The organism is Leisingera sp. ANG49 (genome assembly GCF_059694505.1).
The window spans coordinates 385,582-409,159 of record NZ_JCATZN010000001.1 but is presented as its reverse complement, the minus strand read 5'-3'; the positions used below and the strand labels follow the sequence as shown (position 1 = coordinate 409,159).

22 protein-coding genes are annotated in these 23,578 nt (G+C 62.3%); 7 read left to right on the top strand and 15 right to left on the bottom strand.

Features of this window, described 5'->3' with window-relative positions; translation table 11 throughout:
• Window positions 1-19 precede the first annotated feature (19 nt).
• Window positions 20-1,003 carry an AI-2E family transporter gene (locus tag AC58NV_RS01980; RefSeq protein WP_497225643.1) on the top strand — a complete coding sequence of 328 codons (984 nt, stop codon included), beginning with the start codon at window positions 20-22 and terminating at the stop codon, window positions 1,001-1,003.
• Between the two features lie 38 nt (window positions 1,004-1,041).
• Here AC58NV_RS01980 and AC58NV_RS01975 read toward each other — a convergent pair whose 3' ends face one another.
• Window positions 1,042-2,394 (bottom strand): mechanosensitive ion channel domain-containing protein, encoded by a 1,353-nt coding sequence (locus AC58NV_RS01975; protein ID WP_497225642.1) that lies wholly within the window; start codon window positions 2,392-2,394, stop codon window positions 1,042-1,044.
• A 559-nt stretch (window positions 2,395-2,953) separates the two neighbouring features.
• Between AC58NV_RS01975 and AC58NV_RS01970 the strand changes: the two genes are divergently transcribed.
• Complete coding sequence (locus AC58NV_RS01970) at window positions 2,954-3,319, top strand: hypothetical protein (protein WP_497225641.1); 366 nt, start codon at window positions 2,954-2,956, stop codon at window positions 3,317-3,319.
• A 157-nt stretch (window positions 3,320-3,476) separates the two neighbouring features.
• Here the strand turns inward: AC58NV_RS01970 and AC58NV_RS01965 are convergent, their stop codons facing one another.
• Window positions 3,477-4,061 (bottom strand): HNH endonuclease, encoded by a 585-nt coding sequence (locus AC58NV_RS01965; protein ID WP_019297838.1) that lies wholly within the window; start codon window positions 4,059-4,061, stop codon window positions 3,477-3,479.
• A 230-nt stretch (window positions 4,062-4,291) separates the two neighbouring features.
• Between AC58NV_RS01965 and AC58NV_RS01960 the strand changes: the two genes are divergently transcribed.
• The gene (locus AC58NV_RS01960) at window positions 4,292-4,945 is read left to right on the top strand and encodes a pseudouridine synthase (RefSeq protein ID WP_497225640.1); all 654 of its coding nucleotides are present in this window, start codon (window positions 4,292-4,294) and stop codon (window positions 4,943-4,945) included.
• A 12-nt stretch (window positions 4,946-4,957) separates the two neighbouring features.
• Entirely contained in the window at window positions 4,958-5,380 is a 423-nt protein-coding gene (locus AC58NV_RS01955; RefSeq protein ID WP_497225639.1) for a VOC family protein, read from the top strand.
• A gap of 32 nt (window positions 5,381-5,412) precedes the next feature.
• Here the strand turns inward: AC58NV_RS01955 and AC58NV_RS01950 are convergent, their stop codons facing one another.
• Both AC58NV_RS01950 and AC58NV_RS01945 read right to left on the bottom strand, forming a co-directional pair.
• Entirely contained in the window at window positions 5,413-6,078 is a 666-nt protein-coding gene (locus AC58NV_RS01950; RefSeq protein ID WP_497225638.1) for an alpha/beta hydrolase, read from the bottom strand.
• The gene (locus tag AC58NV_RS01945; RefSeq protein WP_497226381.1) at window positions 6,075-6,716 is read right to left on the bottom strand and encodes a DNA-3-methyladenine glycosylase family protein; all 642 of its coding nucleotides are present in this window, start codon (window positions 6,714-6,716) and stop codon (window positions 6,075-6,077) included. The genes AC58NV_RS01950 and AC58NV_RS01945 overlap by 4 nt, the downstream gene beginning before the upstream one ends.
• Before the next feature lie 105 nt (window positions 6,717-6,821).
• On the opposite strand from AC58NV_RS01945, the gene AC58NV_RS01940 reads away from it, so the two are divergent.
• Complete coding sequence (locus AC58NV_RS01940; protein ID WP_497225637.1) at window positions 6,822-8,039, top strand: MFS transporter; 1,218 nt, start codon at window positions 6,822-6,824, stop codon at window positions 8,037-8,039.
• Between the two features lie 71 nt (window positions 8,040-8,110).
• Here AC58NV_RS01940 and AC58NV_RS01935 read toward each other — a convergent pair whose 3' ends face one another.
• The 5 genes from AC58NV_RS01935 to AC58NV_RS01915 all read right to left on the bottom strand — a co-directional run bounded on the left by AC58NV_RS01935 (window position 8,111) and on the right by AC58NV_RS01915 (window position 13,529).
• Window positions 8,111-8,887, bottom strand: coding sequence for a squalene/phytoene synthase family protein (locus tag AC58NV_RS01935; protein WP_497226380.1), 777 nt, complete (start codon window positions 8,885-8,887; stop codon window positions 8,111-8,113).
• On the bottom strand, window positions 8,877-10,511 hold the full coding sequence (gene cimA, locus AC58NV_RS01930; RefSeq protein WP_497225636.1) for a citramalate synthase: 1,635 nt from the start codon (window positions 10,509-10,511) through the stop codon (window positions 8,877-8,879). The genes AC58NV_RS01935 and cimA overlap by 11 nt, the downstream gene beginning before the upstream one ends.
• A complete protein-coding gene (cysS, locus tag AC58NV_RS01925; RefSeq protein ID WP_497225635.1) occupies window positions 10,511-11,893 on the bottom strand; it encodes a cysteine--tRNA ligase in 1,383 nt (460 codons plus the stop codon). The genes cimA and cysS overlap by 1 nt, the downstream gene beginning before the upstream one ends.
• 303 nt (window positions 11,894-12,196) lie before the next feature.
• Window positions 12,197-12,775 (bottom strand): outer membrane protein, encoded by a 579-nt coding sequence (locus AC58NV_RS01920; protein ID WP_366661877.1) that lies wholly within the window; start codon window positions 12,773-12,775, stop codon window positions 12,197-12,199.
• Window positions 12,776-13,013: 238 nt separating this feature from the next.
• Window positions 13,014-13,529, bottom strand: a complete 516-nt coding sequence (locus tag AC58NV_RS01915; RefSeq protein ID WP_497225634.1) for a hypothetical protein — start codon at window positions 13,527-13,529, stop codon at window positions 13,014-13,016.
• A gap of 431 nt (window positions 13,530-13,960) precedes the next feature.
• On the opposite strand from AC58NV_RS01915, the gene AC58NV_RS01910 reads away from it, so the two are divergent.
• Window positions 13,961-15,511, top strand: a complete 1,551-nt coding sequence (locus tag AC58NV_RS01910; RefSeq protein ID WP_497225633.1) for a trimethylamine methyltransferase family protein — start codon at window positions 13,961-13,963, stop codon at window positions 15,509-15,511.
• Window positions 15,512-16,147: 636 nt separating this feature from the next.
• Here the strand turns inward: AC58NV_RS01910 and AC58NV_RS01905 are convergent.
• Window positions 16,148-17,368, bottom strand: a complete 1,221-nt coding sequence (locus AC58NV_RS01905; RefSeq protein ID WP_497225632.1) for an acyl-CoA dehydrogenase — start codon at window positions 17,366-17,368, stop codon at window positions 16,148-16,150.
• Between the two features lie 99 nt (window positions 17,369-17,467).
• Here AC58NV_RS01905 and AC58NV_RS01900 point away from each other — a divergent pair, with 99 nt between their 5' ends.
• Window positions 17,468-18,379, top strand: coding sequence for a LysR family transcriptional regulator (locus AC58NV_RS01900; RefSeq protein WP_497225631.1), 912 nt, complete (start codon window positions 17,468-17,470; stop codon window positions 18,377-18,379).
• Between the two features lie 76 nt (window positions 18,380-18,455).
• Here the strand turns inward: AC58NV_RS01900 and phoB are convergent, their stop codons facing one another.
• Genes phoB through pstC form a run of 5 tightly spaced genes read right to left on the bottom strand, consistent with a single transcriptional unit; the run spans window position 18,456 to window position 23,520 of the window.
• Window positions 18,456-19,145 (bottom strand): phosphate regulon transcriptional regulator PhoB, encoded by a 690-nt coding sequence (gene phoB / locus AC58NV_RS01895; RefSeq protein ID WP_039145938.1) that lies wholly within the window; start codon window positions 19,143-19,145, stop codon window positions 18,456-18,458.
• Between the two features lie 3 nt (window positions 19,146-19,148).
• Window positions 19,149-19,859, bottom strand: a complete 711-nt coding sequence (gene phoU / locus AC58NV_RS01890; RefSeq protein WP_497225630.1) for a phosphate signaling complex protein PhoU — start codon at window positions 19,857-19,859, stop codon at window positions 19,149-19,151.
• A gap of 17 nt (window positions 19,860-19,876) precedes the next feature.
• Entirely contained in the window at window positions 19,877-20,674 is a 798-nt protein-coding gene (gene pstB / locus AC58NV_RS01885; RefSeq protein WP_366661872.1) for a phosphate ABC transporter ATP-binding protein PstB, read from the bottom strand.
• Between the two features lie 15 nt (window positions 20,675-20,689).
• Window positions 20,690-22,048, bottom strand: coding sequence for a phosphate ABC transporter permease PstA (gene pstA / locus AC58NV_RS01880; RefSeq protein ID WP_497225629.1), 1,359 nt, complete (start codon window positions 22,046-22,048; stop codon window positions 20,690-20,692).
• A complete protein-coding gene (pstC, locus tag AC58NV_RS01875) occupies window positions 22,048-23,520 on the bottom strand; it encodes a phosphate ABC transporter permease subunit PstC (protein WP_497225628.1) in 1,473 nt (490 codons plus the stop codon). The genes pstA and pstC overlap by 1 nt, the downstream gene beginning before the upstream one ends.
• Between the last annotated feature and the right edge of the window lie 58 nt (window positions 23,521-23,578).

Here is a 23,578-nt window from a genome sequence, read left to right as displayed (position 1 = left end):
CGGCCGGGGGGTCCGTGTGATGCTGATGATCCTGACGGTCATCAGCATCACTGCTGCCTTGCAATTGGCCCAGCAGATCCTGGCTCCGATGAGTTTTGCGCTTGTGCTGGGGGTGGTGGTGTCGCCGCTGGCCGACAAGCTGGCCCGCCACGGAGTGCCGCGGCTGGCGATTGCCTTGTCACTGCTCCTGCTGTGCACGCTTTATGTCGCAATCATCCTGCTTCTGATCGAACCGCTTATCAACGTCCTGATTGAGGAACTGCCCCGCATCAAGTCGGTTATGGCAGGCTTGATTGACCGCGCCTCCTCGCTACTGCGCGGCATTGAGACCATCAGCCAGGAGATAGAGGAAAGCGTCGGCGCCGAGGCAGTGGAACCGCAAACTGCTATCCCTTCGGTGGGTGACGCCCTGTGGCTGGCGCCCAGCTTTGTCTCCCAGGTTTTCATTTTCGTGGGCACATTGTTTTTCTTTACCCTGACCCGCAACGATCTCTACCGGATGACGGGGCCACTGAAGGACAGGCTGAAACACGCGGATACCGTTGTAGCCCGCTACTTTGCCGCCATAACTCTGGTGAACACCGGCCTGGGAGCTGTTACCGCAGCCGCCATGATGGCGCTTGGCGTCGAATACGCGCTTCTTTGGGGATTGGCGGCCGGGCTTCTGAACTACGTTCTTTACCTCGGCCCGCTGCTGATGGCGGTAAGTTTGACCATCGCAGGAATGCTGCAATTCCACGGCATATACACCGTGCTGCCGCCGCTCGCCTTTCTGCTGATCAATCTGGCAGAGGCCAATATCGTGACCCCCCTGGTCGTGGGCCAGCGCATGGCGATCAACCCCTTGCTGATCTTCCTGGCAATTGTCTTTGGCCTGTGGCTGTGGGGACCGGTCGGCGCTTTTGTGACGCTGCCGTTGCTGCTTTGGCTCGGTGTGCTGCTGGATCCTCAGCCCGGCGCTCGGCAACTGGACGCCGATGATCCGCTAAGCAAAGCCATGTGACAGCATGCCGTCCGCCGCGCGAAGAGCAGCTGCCGGCTTCATTCAACCTTTTGCTGATCGTCCAACAGATTTTCGCCGCCATCCACTCCCTCGCGTTCCCTCTCCGCCGCTTCTGCCACTGCCAGTTCCGCCCGTGCAGGATCGGCAGCCTCCGGCAGGTCCGCAATCGCAGCCTTTGCGGTCCGGTTTTCTTCAGCAGGTCCTTCCGAGGATGGCAGCGCAGCCTGTCCGCGATCCAAACGCACCCGGTAAGTCGGCTCCGGCAGGCCGAATCCCGCAGCTTCCATCGCCAGCTTTGCGGCCCGGATCGCCTCGCCGCGCGCCTTGGCGAAATCCACTCTGGTCTGGTCCACCCAGCCGGTGAAGGTCAGGATCACGTTGGAATCGCCAACCTCGCTGATCCAGGCGCCAACCTCCGGCTCCTCCAGAACAAACTGCTGCGCCTCCAATGCGGCAACGGCCGTGGCCAGCGCCGCCGCCAGATCCGCATCCGCATCAACCCCCAAATCAAAACCGAAACGGCGCCGGGGATCGCGGGTGAAATTCACGATACGGCCCTTGAACACGGTCGCATTCGGAATGCGAATATGGTTGCCCTCGGGCGATATCAGAATGGTCGCGCGCGAGGTCAGCCGCGCCACGGTCCCCTGATCCCCCTGGATGTCGACAAAGTCATTCGGCCGGAACGGCTGCCGCAGGCTTAGCAGGATGGACGCAATGAAATTCTCCACCGTATCGCGCACCGCAAAGCCGAGCGCCAAGCCAACAACACCGGCAGCGCCCAGGACCGCACCGATCAGCGCTGTGGCATTCAGGATGTCCAGTGCCAGCACCAGCCCCGTCAGAATGAACAGAATCCGCGCCACCGCCCGGTAGACATCAGCAATAAAGGCGTTGGGAGCCAGCCGGGTCCAGATGCCGATCCGGGTTGTCAGCAGCCAGCCCCCGGCCGCGACCGCCAGAAAGGCCGTCAAGGCGACCAGAAAGATCGGCCCGTTTGCCAGAATGTTCCGCGTCCGTCCTGCGATCCGCTCCATCGCCGGTGCCAGCCGTTCCTCCAGGGTGCCGCTGATTTCCGTTTCGTTTTCGATCGCGACCACGCCGGCGACCCGGTTGATGATCTGAGTCAGCCGGTCCTGCGCTGCATTGTCGATCACCTGCCCGGTGACCCTGACAACGCCTTCCGTCACCGACACCTCGACACCGCCGAAACCGTCTATTTGGCCCAATAGCTTTTCAATCCGGCTGAGGATCTCGCTGTCGCGCACCGCCTCGGCGCCTACTTCGATCTGGCCGTCTGTCTGAACCGGGCCGTCTGCCGACTGTGCAAGGCCGGCAACCGCGGAGAAAGCAAGAATTGCTGCCGCCGCCAGAGCGAAAACCGCCTGCATCCTCACCCGGTTTGCACTCGATGAATTACCCGTACCCTGTTCACGGTTCAATTCAAGTTCCTCCACAGCACATAATCACATTGGCAAATGCGTGCCCCGCCCCGCGGCGAGCTGCCGGATGGATGGAGGCTGAACATTGCTTAAAGCAGAATGACCGGCTTGAACACGCCTGCTGCTAACTCCCTCAGCCTCTGAAACAAGTTGCTCCTGACATGCTCAGCGCGTTGCCGCGGATTTTTCAGCTGGCCGGCGGCACGAACACAAGAAACCGCAGCCCCAGACCCGATTGCTCTGTGGCAATTCAAGAACCCGGATGGCGCGGCGGGCAAGAGCAGAAAGTAACAGCACTTCTCAAACAAGCGCTCGGGGGACATTGCGTCTGATCGCTTAATTTCTTGAAATTAATGGAAGAGTCAAACCGTCAGAACTCTTCTCACTGGTCGTATCACACCTGGGTCAAAGAAATTTTTCCTTCCAAATAACGCGATCCGGTATGTCACAGTTTAATGCAATCGCCCCAGGCTGGTGGCATGGCTCCTCCAACACTTGAGGAGACTAAATGGGCACTGAACCTAGTGGTGCGGACGCACCAATTCTGATCCTGACTGAAAACACATTTGAAGCTGTCGACATCAGCGACTATCTCATGCGCCGCGGTCTGGACGACATAATCAGCGAAACCAAAATTGAGCTTTGCGAAGCGTTTCTGGATGACCGTTCACCGACGCCACGACTGGTGTTCTTCGCCTTCCCGCTCAGAGATCCAGCGGCCCGGAACTGGCTGCTGGCGGCACGCGGCAAGGGCTGGCGCATCATTCTGGTCAACGGAAAGACCACAGATCCCGACCTAAGGAACCTTCCGATGCTTACCCGGCCATTTGCAACAGCGCATCTGGACGCAATCATGGGCCAAGTCGGGGAGTAGCCGCCGCTGGGCACGTACCTTTCCGTGGTGAAAGAGGAAAAGGCCTGACGGCCTTTTCCGACACGCCGCAATCCGATGCAGCCCCTTGACGCCAACCCGGACAGAAGGATGCCCGGGTCACCTGCGTGCGCAACTGGAGTGGTTTCGCCTGCTCCTGTCAGGCGTCCAGTTCAGTATCCCAGTACAGGAAATCCATCCAGCTTTCGTGCAAATGGTTCGGCGGGAACTTGCGCCCTGTGTTGCGCAATTCCTCTGCTCCGGGCCGCCGCGGCGGTTTACGCAGAGACATCCCGGCCCGGTGCAATGATTTCGATCCCTTTTTGAGGTTGCAGGGGCTGCACGCGGCGACAACGTTCTCCCAGCTGGTCACCCCGCCAGCAGCGCGCGGCACCACGTGGTCGAAGGTCAATTCGCCCTTGCTGCCGCAGTACTGGCAGCAGAATTCATCCCGCAAAAACAAATTAAAGCGCGTGAAGGCCACGCGCTTTTGAGGTTTCACATAATCTTTCAGAACCACCACAGACGGTATTCGGATCTCGGTACTCGGACTGTGCACCACCTCGTCATACTCGGCCACGATGGCCACCCGGTCGAGCCAGGCTGCCTTCACTGCATCCTGCCAGGACCATAGAGAAAGCGGGTAATATGAAAGCGGCCGGTAATCCGCATTCAGCACCAGCGCCGGGTGCTGTTTCAGCGCCCCTGGAGATCTGACAAACTCTGCCCTGAAATCGCCATCCATTTTTGAACGTCTTCCTCGCCCTGATCTTCCGTTTCCCGGAACCAGAGCGGGGAACCCGCCCCAGCCTGACTTTGACTATATATCGTGGTTGGCACCTGACAAGCCCCAATGATCCACAATATATCGAGAGTTGGCTAAGCTGATTCCGTGACAGGCCCGTGACAGTTATCCACAGGCTGGCATGGCGCCAGCCTCTTGCCCTGCCGCACCTTCCCGCCTATTGCCCTGCCATGACCCGCCTGATCCGCTTCAACAAACCTTATGACGTGCTGCCGCAATTCACCGACCGCGGCGGCCAGGACAGCCCGCGGGCAACCCTCAGCCGGTATATCGACTGCCCTGGCGTCTATGCCGCCGGCCGTCTCGACCGCGACAGCGAGGGGCTGATGCTGCTGACCGACAACGGGCGGCTGCAATCCTGGATCACCGATCCCAAGCACAAGATGGACAAGACCTACTGGGTGCAAGTGGAGGGTATTCCCGGTGCCGACGCGATCAACCTGCTGGCAGAAGGCGTTGATCTGAAGGACGGCAAAACCCGGCCCGCCAAGGTGCAGGTGATCCCGGAACCGCCGGGGCTCTGGGCGCGCACCCCGCCGGTCCGGGTGCGCAAGACAGTCCCCGACTGCTGGATCGCGCTCACCATCCGTGAAGGGCGCAACCGGCAGGTGCGTCGGATGACGGCGGCTGTCGGGCACCCCACCTTACGCCTGATCCGCTACAGCATCGGCGCCTGGACGCTGGACGGGCTGGCGCAGGGCGCCTGGGAGGATCTGGAGCCGCCCCACGTGCCCGGCCCGCCCAAACCCTCGCAGAAGCCCCCGCGCCGGCCCAAGGCCGCATCGCCGCGTCCGGCAAAAGGTGACAGGCTCCGCCGCCGCTGATAGCCTGCAGGCATGCTGCCCCAAGCCCCTTCTCCCGATGCCATCCTGGAAGCATCCCTGTATGTGGACGATCTGGACGCAGCAGAAGCGTTCTACGGTAGCCTTCTTGGACTGGAACGCATCCAGCGGGTCGGCAACCGGCATGTGTTTTTCCGCTGCGGCAGTGCCGTCGTGCTGCTGTTCAATGCCGCCGAAACCGTGAAGCCGCCCGGAAATCCGCGATTGCCGGTGCCGCCGCACGGCGCACATGGACCTGGGCATCTGTGTTTCACGCAACCCCGCGAAAACCTGCTGAAGATGCGGGCGCGGTTGCTGGCGGCAGGCGTGGAGATCGAGTCCGAATTTGACTGGCCCAGCGGCGCGCGGTCGGTCTATTTCCGCGATCCGGCCGGAAATTCGCTCGAGATTGCCGAGCCGCATCTGTGGGCCTATTGACCCACAGAACAACCCAGTTTCAATTAAGCTACTTACAGGCCGAGCTTGTCTCGCATAAAGGCCAGCGCGACGCTCAGCCCGTCCGGCGCGATACCGTGGGCGGTGCCTTTCTGGATATGGGCAAATACATCCTGGAACCCGGCCTCCTGCAGCGCCTCGACCGCCGCGGGCAGCGATTGCACCGGCACCACGTCGTCCTGATCGCCATGCACCAGCAGAACCGGCATCTTGGACACCGCCTCATCCTTCAGCAGCTCCGGCGCCAGCAGACGGCCGGAAAATGCAACAATCCCGGATACAGCGTCCTCGCGCCGCGGCGCCACATGCAAGCTCATCATCGTGCCCTGACTGAAACCGAACAGCACCACCTGTTCCGGCAGCACGTCCTCGTCCACCATCAGCGCATCGAGGAAGGCGTTCAAGTCCTCCACCGCGGCCTGCATTCCGCGCATGCTTTCCTCTTCCGACGAACCATCGATCCAGGGAATCGGGAACCACTGGAAGCCGAACGGCGCACCGGCACAGGCCTCGGGCGCGTCGGGTGCGACAAACAGCGTATCCGGCAGGTGTTCGCCCAGTGGATCGGCCAGCCCCAGCAGATCCGCGCCATTGGCGCCATAGCCATGCAGGAACACCACAACGGAGCGGGTTTCGCCGGAGAGCGGCTCCTTGCGGCCGGCATTCAGTACACGAGTCATCGGATTCCTTCCCTGTCCTTCGCCACCCGGTAATAGGCCCACAGAATGCGCGCCGCAACCGACCGCCACGGCGACCAGGCTTCCGCAATTTGCCGCATCTCCCGCTCCTTCGGGCGGGCGGGGAGATCGAACAGAACCCGTGCGGCCTCCTGCAGGGCCAGGTCGCCATGGGCAAACACGTCCGCACGGCCCAGCGAAAACATCGAGTAAATCTCCGCGGTCCAGACGCCGATTCCCGGCACCTGGACCAGCGTGGCAATCACCTCCGCATCAGGAGCGTTGCGCAAAGCCTTGAAATCAATGCGCGCTTCAGCCAGCGCTTTGGCATAACGTATCTTCTGGCGGCTCAGGCCAGCCGCGCGCAGGTCCTCATCTGTTGCCCACTGAATCTTGCGAGGGCCGGTCAGCCTGGCGTCCTTCATCCGCTTCCAGATCGCATTGGCGGAGGCCACGCTCACCTGCTGGCTGACAATGGCGCTCAGCAACTCCGCAAACCCTTCAGGCTTGCGCCGCAGGGGCAGCGGACCAGTCAGTTCCAGCGCATGGGCAAACCGGCGGTCCTGTGCCGCCAGCCATTCCGCGCCCTCGGAGACACAATCGTCACACTGTATGATCCGGCCAACTCCGGGCAGAAACATCTGATGATCTGACGCCACGTCACCCCCTTTGGCCGCGGCAAAACGGCGGCCCTCCAGCGCGGCAAGCGCCTTGCCCCGCCCCCGGTTCACCGCTACGCATCCCATATGAGCATGACCATGACCACCCCCAGCGACGCGGTCGCCAAGAAAAACGTTGCCATCCTGGTGCTGGCCCAGGCGATCCTCGGCGCCCAGATGCCGATGATTTTCATCGTTGGCGGCCTGGCGGGCCAGTCGCTGGCCTCCAACCCCTGCTTTGCGACGCTGCCGATCTCGCTGATCGTGGGCGGCTCGATGCTGGCGGCCACGCCGATCTCGGCCATTATGCATCGCTGGGGCCGCCGGGCCGGCTTCTTCACCGGCGCTGCCTTTGGCGCGGTTGGCGGCCTGGTTGGCGCTTACGGGCTGTATCTCGGGTCGTTCCCCATCTTCCTGGCCGGCAGCCTGCTGACCGGCGTCTACATGAGCGCGCATGGCTTCTACCGTTTTGCGGCCGCCGACACCGCGTCCGAGGCGTTCCGCCCCAAGGCAATTTCCTATGTCATGGCGGGCGGTCTGGCGGCCGCTGTCATCGGCCCGCAGATTGTGAAGGCCACCAGCCAAGCCTTTGTTATTCCGTTTCTTGGCACCTACATGGCGGTGATTGCCGTCAACGTTCTGGGCGCGGCTCTATTCCTGTTTCTGGACATCCCCAGGCCGCCTGCGCCCAGTCAGGACAGCCCTAAGGGCCGCAGCCGCCTGGAGCTTCTGAAAACGCCGGTTATCGCCGTTGCGGTGATCTGCGCCATGGTTTCCTATGCGCTGATGAACCTGGTGATGACCTCGACGCCACTCGCGGTGGTGGGCTGCGGTTTCACCGAGGGCAACGCCGCGGATGTGGTCACCTCCCACGTCCTTGCGATGTATGTGCCCTCCTTCTTCACCGGCCACCTGATCGCCCGTTTCGGTGTCGAAAAGATTGTCGCCGCAGGCCTGATAATCCTCGCCGGCGCAGGCGCAGTCGCGCTGCAAGGCGTGGATCTCGAAAACTTCTTCATTGCCTTGGTTCTGCTCGGCATTGGCTGGAACTTCGGCTTCATCGGCGCCACGACCTTGCTGGCCGGCGCACATGACAGCCATGAAAAAGGCCGAATGCAGGGCCTCAACGATCTTCTGGTGTTTGGCGGCGTGACCATGGCTTCGCTTGCCTCAGGCGGGCTGATGAACTGCTCCGGCGGCAACCCGGTGGATGGCTGGAACGCAGTGAACATGGCTATGGCGCCCTTCCTGATGCTGGCAGGCGGCGCGCTTCTGTGGCTGGTGATGCGGCCCAAAGCGGCCTGACCGGACCAGTTCGGAGACACGGACAAATGAAAAAGGGCGCCGAAACGGGCGCCCTTTTTCACGTTGTTTCCCTACCAGCGCCCTGAGACCGCCCGCCGCATCAACCCCGCCCGGCGCCGGAACTCGCTCAGGCCGAGGGCCCCCTTCGCCACCCGCTCGGGTTCGCGGATGGCCTGTTTCAAAACTGCTTCCGCCTGCCAGCCTGCCAGCAGCGCAGCCCCGGCAGATTTCGAAACCGCCGCCTTCTTCGAATGCGCTTCTTTCAGTTTTTCCAGCCCCTTGCGTGCCAAAGTTTGAACTCCTTCCAAGGTGCCATCCAGCAGCGGGATTCGCTTTTGCGCCTCCAGTTCAGGGATTGCCCGCAGCCAATTAGCGATGCCTGCACCATAACCGAAATCCCTGACAACAGCCTCATCCGCCTGCCCCAAAGACGCTGCAGCCATCCACATCAGCGAACCGCTGGTCCGGTCGATATAGCTGTCAAAGGCGGCCTCATCCTCAAACGGGTCTTTGTAGATGTCCCAGCGCCGCGCCTCTGCCATGCCGTCAATGCAGGCCGCCAGTTCCGGCTTCAGCAGCTGCGCCAAGGGGGTCGCCACATAGTGGCGGCGGACCGGCTTCCCTTCGGCGATCTCCGCGCCAACATCGCGCCACCACTGCACCCGCATTTCGGCGATCATGCTCTCCTGGCTGGCCCATGGTGCCCGTGCAAGCTCGATATTAAAGGCGTACAGCGCGAACAGCAGCGGCCGCGACGGAACCGGTGCAGCCATGGTGGCAAGAAACCGGTCCGGGTCGCTTTTCTGCACCTGCTCTGCGCAGGCCGTCAGGTCGGCGTCAAACTGCATCCGCCTGCCCGGCTCCGCTGTCATGGATCAGCTTCCAGCGGATCGCATCCAGCAGCGCCTCAAACGAGGCGTCAATTATGTTCGGGCTAACGCCGACGGTGGACCAGCGATGGCCCTGGCTGTCTTCGCTGTCGATGATGACCCGCGTGACCGCCTCGGTGCCGCCCTGGGTGATCCGCACCTTGAAGTCCACCAGCCGCATATCCTCCAGCTGCGCCGAATAGCGTCCCAGGTCCTTGCTCAGCGCCCGCGCCAGCGCGTTGACCGGACCGCGGTCGCTGCCGGTGTCGTCCAGCGACTCGCTAACGGACAAGCGTTTTTCGCCGTCAACCTTCACCACAACCACCGCCTCGGACAGGCTCACCATCCGGTTGTATTTGTTTTTGCGCCTCTCAACGGTGACCTTGTAGCGCTTGACTTCAAAGAAGTCCGGCAACTGGCCCAGCTCTTTGCGCGCCAGCAGTTCGAACGAGGCCTGCGCGGTATCGTAGGAATAGCCTTCCGCTTCGCGGTCCTTGATCCGCTCCAGGATCCGCGCCAGCGCCGGGTTGCCCTTTTCGACGGTCAGCCCTGCATCGGTCAAACGCTTGCGCAGGTTCGACTGCCCGGCCTGGTTCGACATCGGGATCACCCGCGCGTTGCCGACCTTGCCCGGCTCGATGTGTTCATAAGTGGACGGGTCTTTCAGGATCGCGCTGGCGTGCAGCCCCGCCTTATGGGCAAAGGCCGAGGCCCCCACATAGGCCGCCTGGCGCACCGGAACCCGGTTCAGGATATCATCCAGCATCCGGCTGGTCCGGGTCAGCCCGGCCAGCGCGTCCAGGCTCACCCCGGTTTCGAACTTGCTGGCATAGGGTTCCTTCAGCAGCAGTGTCGGGATCAGCGCGGTCAGGTTGGCATTGCCGCAGCGTTCGCCCAGACCGTTCAGGGTTCCCTGGATCTGCCGCGCCCCGGCATCCACCGCTGCCAAGGAGCAGGCCACGGCATTTTCTGTGTCGTTATGGGTATGTATGCCCAGTTTCTCGCCTGGGATACCGGCCCCGACCACCTCGCCGACGATCCGATGGACCGCCGCCGGCAGCGCACCGCCATTGGTGTCGCACAGCACCACCCAGCGCGCCCCCGCCTCCAGCGCCGCGCGGCAGGCCGCCAGGGCGTAGTCCGGGTTGTCCTTGTATCCGTCAAAGAAATGCTCGGCATCAAACAGCGCCTCGCGCCCCTGTGCCACGATATGGGTGACCGAAGCGCGGATGCTCTCCAGGTTCTGCTCCAGCGTGATCCCCAGCGCATGGGTCACGTGGTAATCATGGCTCTTGCCGACCAGGCACACAGCCCGGGTTCCCGCGTTCATCACCGCGGCCAGCACCTCGTCGTTTTCAGCCGACCGGCCTGCCCGCTTGGTCATGCCGAAAGCGGTCATGGTGGCGCGGGTCCGCGGCGCCTCCTCAAAGAACGCGCTGTCGGTCGGATTGGCACCCGGCCAGCCGCCTTCAATGTAGTCGATGCCCAGATTGTCCAGTGCCTGCGCGATCTGCTTCTTCTCTTCGGTGGAGAATTGCACCCCCTGAGTTTGCTGCCCGTCGCGCAGGGTTGTGTCGTAAAGATAGAGGCGCTCCTTGGCCATCACAGCGACTCCAGCTTGGCCGGATCAAACCCGGCTCCCGGCACCAGTTCCACCCCAGCCTTGCTCATCCGTACTTCCAGTCCTGCCTCGACGAAGGCCGCCTTCAGCTCGTCAACTTCCGAAAAGTTCTTGCTTTCCATAGCCTTCTGACGGGCTTCGAACAGCTTTGCCTCATATGCGGAAAGGTCGACAGAGGGTGCGGAGGCCCAGGCGCCCATGTCTTCGGTCAGCAGCCCCAGCATTTGTGCCGACGCCAGCAGCCCGGCGGCATCGCCCGCCGCTGCCAGCTTGTGCAGCTCGGCAATCGCACCTGCCGAATTCAGGTCATCGGCCAGTGCATCCAGGACCGCGGCAGCAGCGCTGGACGCGGGTTCGATACCCGCGGTCAGCGCCCGCCACTTGCGCAGCGTGGCTTCTGCTTCCTTGGCCTTCTTGTCGGTCCAGTCCATCGGCTTGCGGTAATGGGTCTGCAGGAACACCAGCCGGATCACCTCGCCGGGATAGCCCTGGTCCAGCAGGTCGCGCACGGTGAAGAAGTTGCCCAGGGATTTGGACATCTTCTTGCCTTCCACCTGCAGCATCTCATTGTGCAGCCAGAAACGTGCAAACTCACCTTCCGGATGGGCGCAGCAGCTTTGCGCAATTTCATTCTCGTGGTGCGGGAACATCAGGTCGTTGCCGCCACCGTGGATGTCGAAGGTCTCTCCCAGCAGCTCAAAAGACATCGCCGAGCATTCGATGTGCCAGCCCGGCCGTCCGCGGCCCCAGGGGCTGTCCCAGCCCGGCAGATCGCCGGTGGAGGGTTTCCACAGCACAAAATCCATCGGGTTCTTCTTGTAGGGTGCCACCTCAACCCGGGCGCCGGCGATCATGTCATCGACAGACCGGCCCGACAGTTTGCCGTAAAGCTCCTTCCAGCTGTCGACAGCAAACAACACATGGCCCTCCGCTGCATAAGCGTGGCCCTTGGCGATCAGATCCTCGATCATCGCCACCATCTGCGGGATGTATTCGGTTGCCCGCGGCATGTAGTCCGGCTGCAGGGCGCCCAACTCGCCCATATCGTCAAGAAACCACTGGGTCGTCTCGGCGGTGATGTCGCCGATCGGCCGCCCGCTCTCGGCGGCGCGGGCGTTGATCTTGTCGTCAACGTCCGTGAAGTTCCGGGCGTAAGTCACTTTACCTGCGCCATAAACCTCGCGCAGAAGACGATAGAGCACGTCAAACACCACTACCGGCCGGGCATTGCCCAGATGCGCTCGGTCATAAACCGTGGGGCCGCAGACATACATCCGCACGTTGCTGGCGTCGATCGGCTCGAAGACCTCTTTCTTGCGGGTCTTCGTGTTCTGCAGCTTGATCACTCTGTCCTTGGTTCCCATGCCCGGTTCCTTTTGCATGCCCAGCTCAAAACGGCCGGCATCACCCATTGCGCGCAACGCGGGCTTAGCAACTTGTCAGGGAAATGAAAACGACAGAAACCAGCCCGCTGATATGTCAGCAGGTAATGCAGCAGATAATGGTGGTGCATTTCTGGTTCATGCAGGCTGCTTAGCACGGGGCGGCAGCCCCGCCAAGCCTTTTGGCAGCCTGAAACGGCAGAGGCCGCCCGGCCTGCCTTGGGTACAGACCGGGCGGCCAGCGGCGCGGCGGAACTAGAGTGCCGCGCCGGTGCTTGTGTCAGTTTAGAACTTGAAAGATGCGCGCAGCGACACCGAGGTGGCATCCGAGCCAACGCCCGAGGTGCCGAACTCGTCGAAGTCATGCTCCAGCACTTCGCCGCCGATCTGCCACTGGTCGGTCACCTGGTAGGCCAGGCCGACACCATAGAAGTCGCCGGTTTCGCTGCCCAGCGAACTGTCGGCCTCAGCCACACCGCCGGTCACATAGGCCAGCACCCGGCCGAAGTCATAGCCGGCCTTCACCTTGGCGCGGGCCACCGAGTCGACGGTTGCGCCGCCGCCCAGATCCAGGTCGGTTGCGTCATAGTCCAGTTCGCCGCCCAGCACGAAACGGCCGAAATCATAATTGTAGCCGCCGTGGACACCGTAAGCGGTATCATCACCCGAGGCACCGTTGCTGGCATCCGCGTCCAGCTGGCCGATCTGGCCACCCAGATAGAAACCGGTCCAATCGCCGCCCTCATTGACCACAACCGGCGCCGGTGCCGGCGCGGGTTCGACCACCGGCTCAACCAGATTGCCGGCGAATGCCGCACTGCCCATTACGGTTGCGATGGCTGTCATAGCTACGAAACGAGTCATTCAGACTTCTCCTTTTGCAGTCCCGGCGCAGGCTGTGCGCCGTTGACGCCTACAAAAGGTCTTTGCCCCGGAGTTTCCAGAGCCGCTCAGGTCACGATCGGTGAATTGGCAGTGACTGGCCGAAATCCCGAATCTGCCCGCGCTTTTCCGCCGGATTCCGCAGGCGGAAATTCGCCAAGCCATTGAAAAGGTAAACTGCTTTTCCTATCGCCCGCCGGAGAAACACGCAGAAGCGCTATCAGAACCGGAAAGCAGCGCTCACAGCCAGAGTTTCACCGCGCGGGCTGGCGCTGCCGTCCTTCGGCCCGGCCTCGTGATGCAAAATCTCTCCGGTCAGTTGCAGCGCGCGATTCAACGACACCCGCATCCCAAAGCCGAACAGCGGCCCACGGCGCCGGCCGCCGGACGCCTCCGCCTGAAGCCCGCCCAGTGTTACAAAACCGGTGGCCGGTCCAAAGTCATATCCGGCATGAAGGCGCAGCTGATGCGTTTCCTCCGCTTGCACCGCACGTGTCAGCGGCCCGTTTTGCCCGGTCGCCAGGCTGCCGCCGAATACAAAACCGCCCTCCCCGTCGCCATAGCCGAACGCAAATGTTCGTGCCTCTATACCGGAGGACCTTTGTTCAGCTTGCAAAAATCCAGGGGAAACGGAACGGGCGCTCTCTTCAGCGAGTCCGGACTGGGCGTGGAAAACCGTAACGGTGAGCACTGCAGCGAGCGTTTGGCAGAGTTTGGTCTTCTTAACCATCGGCATGTGGCTGTGCCTTCCTGCAATGCACCTTTCAGCGCGCCATCCCCCATGGCCCGAGCATAGGCATTAATGATTAATATTTCGTTCCCGGATCCAAACTGCCAGCAACCTTGCAATGCGGAAACCGATAAAAATGCCCTCCGCACCGTTAAAAATAATGAAATTTAGTAAACTCCTAGGGCTGCAGCCTTGCGGCCTGACCGCCTGTGAAAAAAGTGTCGCATTTTTCACTCAGGTCGTTATCGTGCTAGAAACTTCGCAAACGCATGCCAAACTGCCGGGAAGTCACAGGAGACCGCATGCAGGAAGAACGCAGCCTTGTCAGCCTCATCTGCCGCACCATCGGTGCGGCGCGGGGCCGTGCAGCCAGAGGTCGGCCGCACTGAGTTGAAATTTCTCGAATTTCTACTCTCTTCTCCTGAAAGGCTCCTTGAATGAACGATCAAGCCTCCTCCACCCGCGCAGCCCGCAGCGGCGGCCGCAACGCGCGCCGTGCCGCCCGTGCCGCCGCCCTGCCAGAGCACCTGCGCCCGGTCCGCCCCGGCATGGAATCCACCGCGCTGAAACTGCTCAGCCAGGCCGATATGGAAAAAATCCACGAGGCCGCGCTCACCGCACTGGAAGAGATCGGCCTCGCCGACGCCCCGCAAAGCGGCATCGATTACCTGACCGCCGCCGGCTGCATCCTGGGCGATGACGGCCGCATCCGGTTCCCCCGCGCGCTGGTCGAGGACACCATTGCCAAGGCAAACCGCTCCGTGACGCTGTACAGCCGCGACGGAAAGACCGACCTGCAGCTGTCCGGCGGCCGGGTGCACTATGGCACCGCCGGCGCCGCGGTCAGCATGGTGGACGTGCATGGCCGCGTGTACCGCGACTCCACCGTTCAGGATCTGCATGACGCCGCCCGGATCTGCGACCAGCTGGACAACATCCACTTTGTCCAGCGCCCGATGGTCTGCCGCGACATTCCCGACAACCTGGAGATGGACCTGAACTCCATCTACGCGACCACCGCCGGCACCACCAAACATGTCGGCGTGTCCTTCACTGAGCCAGACTTCGTGAAGCCCGGCTTGGAGCTTCTGCACATGATTGCCGGCGGCGAGGACAAATGGCGCGAACGGCCGTTTGTGTCGAACTCCAACTGCTTCGTCGTTCCACCGATGAAATTCGCAACCGAGTCCTGCGAAGTGATGGAGGAATGCATCAAGGGCGGCATGCCGGTGCTGCTGCTGTCGGCAGGCATGGCGGGTGCCACGGCGCCGTCGACCATCGCCGGCGCGATCGCCCAGGCGGTTGCTGAATGCCTCGCCGGGCTGGTTTACGTAAACGCCATAAAGCCCGGTGCGCCCGCAATTTTCGGCACCTGGCCTTTCGGCCTGGACCTGCGCACAGGAGCGATGACCGTTGGCTCCGGCGAGCAGGCGCTGCTATCCGCAGGCTGCGCCCAGATGCACAAGTTCTACGACCTGCCCGGCGGCGCTGCCGCTGGCGCTTCGGATTCCAAATTGCCGGACATGCAGGCCGGCTGGGAACAGATGTGCTCTGCAGTTATGGCGGGCCTGTCCGGGCTCAACATGGTCTATGAGGCCGCGGGGATGCATGCTTCGCTGCTGGGCTTCTGCCTGGAATCGCTCATCCTGGACAACGACCTTCTGGGCCAGGCGCAGCGCTGTGTCCGCGGCATCGAAGTGAATGACGAAACCCTGGCCCTGGACCAGATGCGCGCCACATGCCTGGGCGGACCCGGCCACTACCTGGGCACAGATCAGACCCTCAGCCGGATGCAGGTGGACTATGTCTACCCGGCCCTCGGCGACCGCACCTCCCCGAAGGAATGGGCGGAGCGCGAAAAGCCTGATCTGATTGCCAAGGCTACCGCGAAGAAAGAGGAAATCCTGTCCCAGCGGGCCGCCGCGCGGTTTGATGCCGCGACCGACATGGCCATCCGGGAAAAGTTCAACATCCACTTGCCGGCCTGATACCGGCAGATGCACCACCGAAGCGGGCCGGAAATTCCGGCCCGAATTCTTTTTCCCCTGGGCCCTGCTGTCTTGCTGGGCCTCCAACGCCCCCCGCAAAAAGATCCGGAAAATTTTCTTAACCTGCACCTTGCGCCGACCGAATTCACAGGTTAACCTATTGTAAAGCATCAATAACTGCAGGCATTCCGGACCAAATCGACCCACCATTTTGCGGTTTTGCGCGCGCACTTTTGCAAAACGTGCTTTGCGTATCCGCATACGGATGCGGATCAGAACCTCGCGCAGCAGTTCAGCTTTGCAGGAATGCAGAACTCAGCCCTAAAAACGGCCGATTTCCAGATTTTGCGATTTCGCACGGTGACCTTCAAAAACCTTCGATCAAACATGAAAACCGGCAAAATGGACTGAAGCCGTTAACCAATCACGGCAAGGCGGAGGCAGGCCGGGCTGAAGAAACAACGCCTCCAGACGAAACCACGTTAACGAGACAGTCAGGCTCCGGCGGCGATTTCAGAAGCAGGCGCGGGATCCAGTCCTTTGCGAAAATAACTCCCTGCCCAACATGTGCAGTTTTGCAAAATAATTTTGCGAAACTGCAGCACGGGACACTCTTCCCGCGCTGCCGCTCTCAAATCAGAAGAACGCCTGCAAACCAGTTTGGGCGCGGCCCAGGATCAGCGCATGGACGTCGTGGGTGCCCTCGTAGGTGTTCACGGTCTCCAGGTTCACCATGTGCCGGATAACATTGAACTCCAGGCTGATACCGTTGCCGCCGTGCATGTCGCGGGCCATCCGGGCAATCTCCAGCGCCTTGCCGCAGTTGTTGCGCTTGATGATCGAGATCATCTCCGGCGCTGCATTGGCCTCATCCATCAGGCGGCCGACGCGCAGAGACGCCTGCAGACCCAGGGTGATTTCAGTCTGCATGTTTGCCAGCTTCAGCTGGAACAGTTGGGTGTTTGCCAGCGGCCGGCCGAATTGGGTGCGGTCCAGCCCGTACTGCCGCGCGGCGTGCCAGCACGCCTCGGCGGCCCCCATGGCACCCCAGCTGATGCCGTAGCGGGCGCGGTTCAAACAGCCGAACGGGCCTTTCAGCCCCTGCACGTGCGGCAGCAGCGCATCTTCGCCAACCTCGACGCCATCCATCACAATCTCACCGGTGATCGAGGCGCGCAGTGAGGCCTTGTTTTCAATCTTCGGCGCGCTCAGGCCCTTCAGGCCCTTGTCCAGCACAAAGCCGCGGATCTTGCCGCCATGCGCCTCGGACTTGGCCCAAACCACAAACACATCGGCGATCGGCGCGTTGGAGATCCACATCTTGGAACCCGTAAGCCTATATCCGCCTTCAGTTTTTTCAGCGCGGGTCTTCATGCTGGCAGGGTCGGAGCCGGCATCCGGTTCGGTCAGGCCGAAGCAGCCGATCCATTCGCCGGTGGCCAGTTTCGGCAGGTATTTCTGGCGCTGCTCCTCGCTGCCGTATGCATAGATGGGATACATCACCAGCGAGCTTTGCACCGACATCATCGAACGGTAGCCGCTATCCACGCGCTCCACTTCGCGGGCAACCAGGCCATAGGACACATAGCCGCCGCCAAGCCCGCCGTATTCCTCCGGAATGGTGGTGCCAAGGAGGCCCATTTCGCCCATTTCGCGGAAGATTTCGGGATCGGTTTCCTCGTTTTCATAAGCACTTAGCACACGCGGCTGAAGTTTTTCCTGGGCATAGGCACGGGCCGAAGCGGAGATCATCCGCTCGTCCTCTGTCAGCTGGTCCTCCAGCCGCAGCGGGTCTTCCCAGTTGAAACGGCCCAGATCCGGGGCATCCTTGGCGCGCAGGGCGGGTTTGTCGGTCATCTTGTCACCTCAGTGGTTCGCGATTTGGGCAAACCCTAACGGGAGGTGAACGAAAAAAACAGCGAGACTTTCGCAACAAAGCATGACAAACACTCATACATGTCCGTGCCACGCAAGTTCCTTCCCTCGATTTCCTCGCTGCGCGCCCTAGAAGCGCTCGACCGGCTTGGCAGCGCCTCAGCGGCCGCCGATGAACTGGCGCTGACGCAGGGCGCCGTCAGCCGCCAGCTGCAAACGCTGGAACGGCAATTGGGGATGGACCTGGTGCAGCGCGACCAGAAGCGGCTGACCCTGACAACGGAAGCGCAGGACTACGCGGCTGAGATCCGCCAGGCATTGAACCAGATCGTGCAATCCACCCTGCGTTTGCAGGCTGCACCGCTGGCCGGGACGCTCAACCTGGCGATCCTGCCGGCCTTCGGGATGCGCTGGCTGATGCCGCGGCTGCCGGAATTTGCCCGGCAGCACCCCGATGTGACCATCAATATGGCCACCCGGCTGGAACCATTCAATTTTGCCACCGAACCCTTTGATGCAGCGATACATTTTGGGGACGCATCCTGGCCCGGCACCCAGTCTCTGCTGCTGAAGCACGAACAGCTGCTGCCCGTCTGCGCACCGCAGCTGCTGGAGGGGCGGACGGTCAATCAACCGAAGGACATCCTGAAGCTGCCGCTGCTGCACATCCAGACCCGGACAACCGCCTGGAAAGACTGGTTTGAGCAGCAAGGCATAGAGGCTGGCGCAAATCTCGGCGGGACGATCTATGATCAATTCGCAACCATCACCCAGGCAGCGATGCACGGGCTGGGTGTCGCCTTGATGCCGGATTACCTGGTCGAGCAGGATCTGGCGACCGGCCGCCTGCTGGCGCTTCATCCGGAGCCGGTGGAGACCGCAGGCGCCTATTACCTGGTCTGGCCGGAGCGGAAATCACACGCCCCGGCGCTGGTGAAGTTCCGCACCTGGCTGGCCGGAAAAGCGCAGCCGGAGGATCCGCTGCCGCGATGAAAATAAGGGGGGGGTGCAATGCGTGCACCCCCTGTACACCCCCTGTGCACCCCCTGGTGCCGTTTCAGCCCGGGTTTCAGCCCAGGGCGTAGCCTGCGCCGCGCACAGTGCGGACCGGATCGTCGCCGCCATGCTGGGTCAGCGCCTTGCGCAACCGGCCGATGTGAACGTCGACGGTGCGGGTATCGACATAGATGTCGCGGCCCCAGACCCGGTCCAGCAGCTGCTCCCGGCTCCAGACCCGGCCCGGCTTCTCGATGAAGGTGGACAGCAGCCGGAACTCGGTCGGACCCAGCTTGAGCGGGTTGCCGCCCCGGCTGACCTTGTGGGTTTCCGCATCCAAGACGATGTCGTCATACTCCAGCCGCACGCCGACAGTGGAGGGCCGGACCCGGCGTAGCTGGCTGCGCACGCGGGCCATCAGCTCCACCACCGAATACGGCTTGACCACGTAATCATCGGCACCGGTTTCAAGGCCGCGCACCTTGTCTACTTCCTCGGACCTTGCTGACAGCATGATCACCGGAATATTGCGGGTCTCAGCACGGGTCTTGAGGCGGCGGCAGACCTCGATGCCGCTGAGGTTGGGCATCATCCAGTCGAGGATGATGATATCGGGCATATCCTCTTCCACCACCAGCAGCGCTTCTTCGCCATCCTTGGCCTTGAGCACGCGGAAGCCGTCGGCTTCGAGATTGTAGGCCAGCACTTCCCGCTGGGCCATTTCGTCTTCTACAACCAGAACGGTGGGCTGGTCGGCAGCCATCGGTCAGATCTCCTGCGGTGTGGTCGAGGTGATGTCGGCTTTCTTGCGGTCTTCCTCCGGCTTTTCGCCGGTGACCAGATAGATCACCTGCTCGGCGATCGCTGTCACATGGTCGCCCATGCGCTCGGTGTTTTTTGCTATGAAATGCAAATGCATACAGGCCGAAATGTTGCGCGGGTCTTCCATCATGTGGGTCAGGAACTCGCGGAACAGGGCGTTGTACATCTGGTCCACGTCGCGGTCGCGGGCAATCACGTCAGACGCCAGTTCAGCGTCGCGCTGGATGTAGGAGTCCAGCGCGTCTTTCAGCATCCGCTCCACCTCGCGCGCCATGCGGCGCAGAGCGGCGGCGCCTTCGCTGGTGTTCGGCCCCTGCGCCAGCACAGTGGTGCGCTTGGCCATGTTTTTCGCATAATCGCCAATACGTTCCAGGTTGCCGGCAATCTTCATCACCGACAGCACCAGCCGCAGGTCGGAGGCGGTCGGCGACCGCAGGGCGATCAGCCGGGCGGTTTCCTCGTTGATCAGCTCTTCCAGCCCGTCGATGGCCTTGTCACCCTCGCGCACGGTCAGCGCCAGCTCCTCGTCGCGGGTTTCCAGCGCGCGGGCCGCTTCGCGGATCGCGTCCTCGACCAGGCCGCCCATTTTCATGATCCGGGCCTGAATTGCCTCCAGATCACGGTCGAAAGCAGATGCAATATGCTGTGCTACCATTTTGATTTTCCTTGAAATCAGCCGATCCGGCCGGTGATGTAGCTTTCGGTGCGCGGATCTTCGGGGTTGGTGAAGATCTGACCGGTCGGACCAAATTCAACCAGATTGCCTAGGTGGAAGAAGGCGGTTTTCTGGCTGACCCGCGCGGCCTGCTGCATCGAGTGGGTAACGATTACCACCGAATACTGGCTGCGCAGTTCGTCGATCAGTTCCTCAACCTGCGCGGTGGCGATGGGGTCCAGCGCCGAGCAGGGCTCGTCCATCAGCAGCACCTCGGGCTCCGTCGCCACGGCGCGGGCGATGCACAGGCGCTGCTGCTGGCCGCCGGAGAGGCCGGTGCCGGGCGCATCGAGACGGTCCTTCACCTCATCCCAGATGGCGCCGCGGCGCAGGGATTTCTCCACGATTTCATCGAGTTCCGCCTTGTTCTTGGCCAGGCCGTGAATGCGCGGGCCATAGGCCACGTTGTCATAGATCGACTTGGGGAACGGGTTCGGCTTCTGGAACACCATGCCGACCTTGGCACGCAGCTGCACCGGGTCGACGCGCTTGTCGTAGATGTCCTCGCCATCCAGCAGGATGTCGCCCTTCACGCGGCAGATGTCGATGGTGTCGTTCATCCGGTTCAGGCAGCGCAGGAAGGTCGACTTGCCGCAGCCCGAAGGGCCGATGAAAGCGGTGACGGTCTTGTCCTCGATCTCGACGTTCACGTCTTTGATCGCGTGGCTGTCGCCGTAGTAGACGTTCACGTCCTTGGCGGCGATTTTGATGTTCTGGGTTTCCACGGTCTTATCCATCACGGTCATGTCGTTCATTGCACTATGCCCCTTTTACCAGCGGCGTTCAAAGCGGCGGCGCAGGATCACCGCGAGGGTGTTCATGGTCACCAGGAAGAGAAGAAGGATGATGATGCCGCCCCAGGCGCGTTCATAGAACGCCGGGTCGGCGCGTTTGGCCCATTCGTAGATCTGGGCGGGCATCGCCGAGTTCGGCGCCAGCAGGCCGTCGGCCAGGGTTTCCGGCGCGTTGGAAGCGATGAAGCCGACCATGCCGATCAGCAGCAGCGGCGCGGTTTCCCCCAGCGCCTGTGCCAGGCCGATGATGGTGCCGGTCAGGATGCCCGGCGCGGCCAGCGGCAGCACATGGTGGAACACCGCCTGCATTTTCGACGCGCCGACACCCAGAGCGGCGTCGCGGATCGACGGCGGCACCGATTTCAGCGAGGCGCGGGTGGAGATGATGATGGTCGGCAGCGTCATCAGGGTCAGCACCAGGCCGCCCACCAGCGGAGCCGAGGTCGGCAGGTGCATGTAGTTGATGAAGACCGCGAGACCCAGGATGCCGAACACGATGGAGGGAACAGCGGCGAGGTTTGAGATGTTCACCTCAATCAGATCCGTCAGCCAGTTCTGCGGGGCAAATTCCTCAAGGTAGATCGAGGCGGCGACGCCGATGGGCAGCGCCAGTGCCAGCACCACGAACATCATGAACAGCGAGCCCAGCATTGAAACGCCGATGCCGGCGGCTTCAGGGCGGGCGTCTGAGGCGTCGGCGCCGGTGATGAAGTCGAGGTTGAAGGTCTTTTCCAGCACCCCGGCATCGGCCAAAGCGTCAACAAGGTCAAGCTGTTCGGGCGAGATGTTCTTGTCGTTGACGATGCTGTCGCGGGTGACGCGGCCTTTCATGTAGCCATCGACACGGCCGGAGGCGAGGAAGCGGAACTCCACCGTCTGGCCGATCTGGTCCGGGTTGGCGATCACGTAGTCGCGCAGCTGGGCGGCGACGTCCTTGGACAGGATGCCCGCCAGTTCCTTGGACTTGAGGCTGGTCTCGATGCCCAGTTGCTCAACTGCGGCTTCCATCGCACCCTTGATGATCGGGGCGTAGCCGAAGGTGGTGACCTTCTTGATATCCTCGATGTTGCGTTCGCCCTTCTTGTCGAGCTTTGCTTCCAGCAGCTCCACGTTCAAGGTCACAAAGGTCTGCTGAAAGGCGCCGGTGCCCTTGCCGACAATCGTGGTCACCAGGATCATCAGCATCACCAGACCCGCGGTGATGGCGGCGATGCCATAGGCCTTGAACCGGGTTTCGGCGGCATTGCGTTTCTTGGTGTGCGGCGATTTTTCCAGCAGCGAGCCGCCGTGTTTGCGGGGCGCAGCGCCTGCGGGGTTTTGGCTCAGGTCAGTCATTATTCGTACTGCTCCCGGTATTTGCGCACGATGTAGAGCGCCAGGACGTTCAGGCCGAGGGTCAGGACAAACAGGGTCAGGCCCAGGGCAAAGGCAACCAGCGTTTCGGGGCTGGCAAAGTCGGTGTCGCCGGTCAGCTGGCTGACGATGCGGGTGGTGATGGTGGTCATCGATTCCAGCGGGTTGGCGGAGAACTTGGCAATCGCCCCTGCCCCCATCACCACGATCATGGTTTCGCCGATGGCACGCGAGGCGGCCAGCAGTACCGCGCCGACGATGCCCGGCAGCGCGGCCGGCATCACCACCTGGCGCACGGTTTCGGACTTGGTGGCGCCGAGGCCCAGCGAGCCGTCGCGCATCGCCTGCGGCACCGCGTTGATGATGTCGTCGGACAGCGAGGAGACGAAGGGGATCAGCATGATGCCCATCACCAGGCCCGCGGTCAGCACCGAGGTGGCGCCCGCCATCCATTCGACGCCCAGGAGGCCGCCCTTGGCAAAGAGATTTGCCAGCGTCGGACCAACGGTCAGCAGCGCAAACAGGCCGTAGACGATGGTGGGGATGCCCGCGAGGATCTCCAGCAGCGGCTTGGCAAAGGAGCGCACGGCGCCGCTGGCGTATTCCGACAGGTAGATGGCGGCAAACAGGCCGACCGGGACCGCAACTGCCAGCGCGATGAAGGAGATGTAGAGCGTGCCCCACAGCAGCGGCAGGATCGACAGCTCGCTGCCGCCGCGGAAGTTGGGTGCCCAGGTGGAGCCGAAGAAGAAATCGGTCCAGGAATGCAGGCCGAAGAAGTTCCTGGTTTCAAACAGCATCGACAGCACGATGCCGATAGTAGTCAGGATCGCCAGCGAGGCGGCCAGGATCAGCAGCGCCAGCACCGCGCGCTCCACCACGTTGCGGGCGCGGAAATCCTTGTGGGTGCGGCCGTAGGCCCAGGCGAAGCCGCCAAGCGCCAGCAGCGCCACAACCACGGTCATCGCGGTCCGGCCGGTGTTCGAGAGGTTGCGGTAGGCCTGTGCGGCGTTCAGCACTTCCGGACGCACGTCGTCGCCCAGAGCCACGCCCACCTCGCCCATCAGGGCGCGGACGTCCTGCCCGCTGTCAGCGACGTTGCGGGCCTCGCGGGCGGTCAGCAGCCCCCGCTCCACTGCCAGGTCCAGCCCCTCGGCGACTCGGCGCACGTCGCTCATCACCAGACCGATGGTAGAGCTTTCCGGAACCGCCTCAGCCGGGATCATGCCGGAGACGCGGGTCTCGATGAACATCGGCTGGGCCAGAAGCCAGATTGCCAGCGCCCCGATGGCCGGAACAAAGACTGCCAGGGAAACGTGGTAGCCGTAATAGGCGGGAAGCGAATGAAGGTTTTTGACGTCACCCGCAGCTGAAGCTACCGCGCGGTGGCGGCCGCCGAAATAGCCTGCGGCGGAAAGCGCAAGCAGGAGGGCAACGAGCCAGAAAGTGGGCATGAAAAGCTCCGGTTTTGGCGGTGGTGTTTTGGCTGCGGCAGCCCTGCCGCGGAAAGTA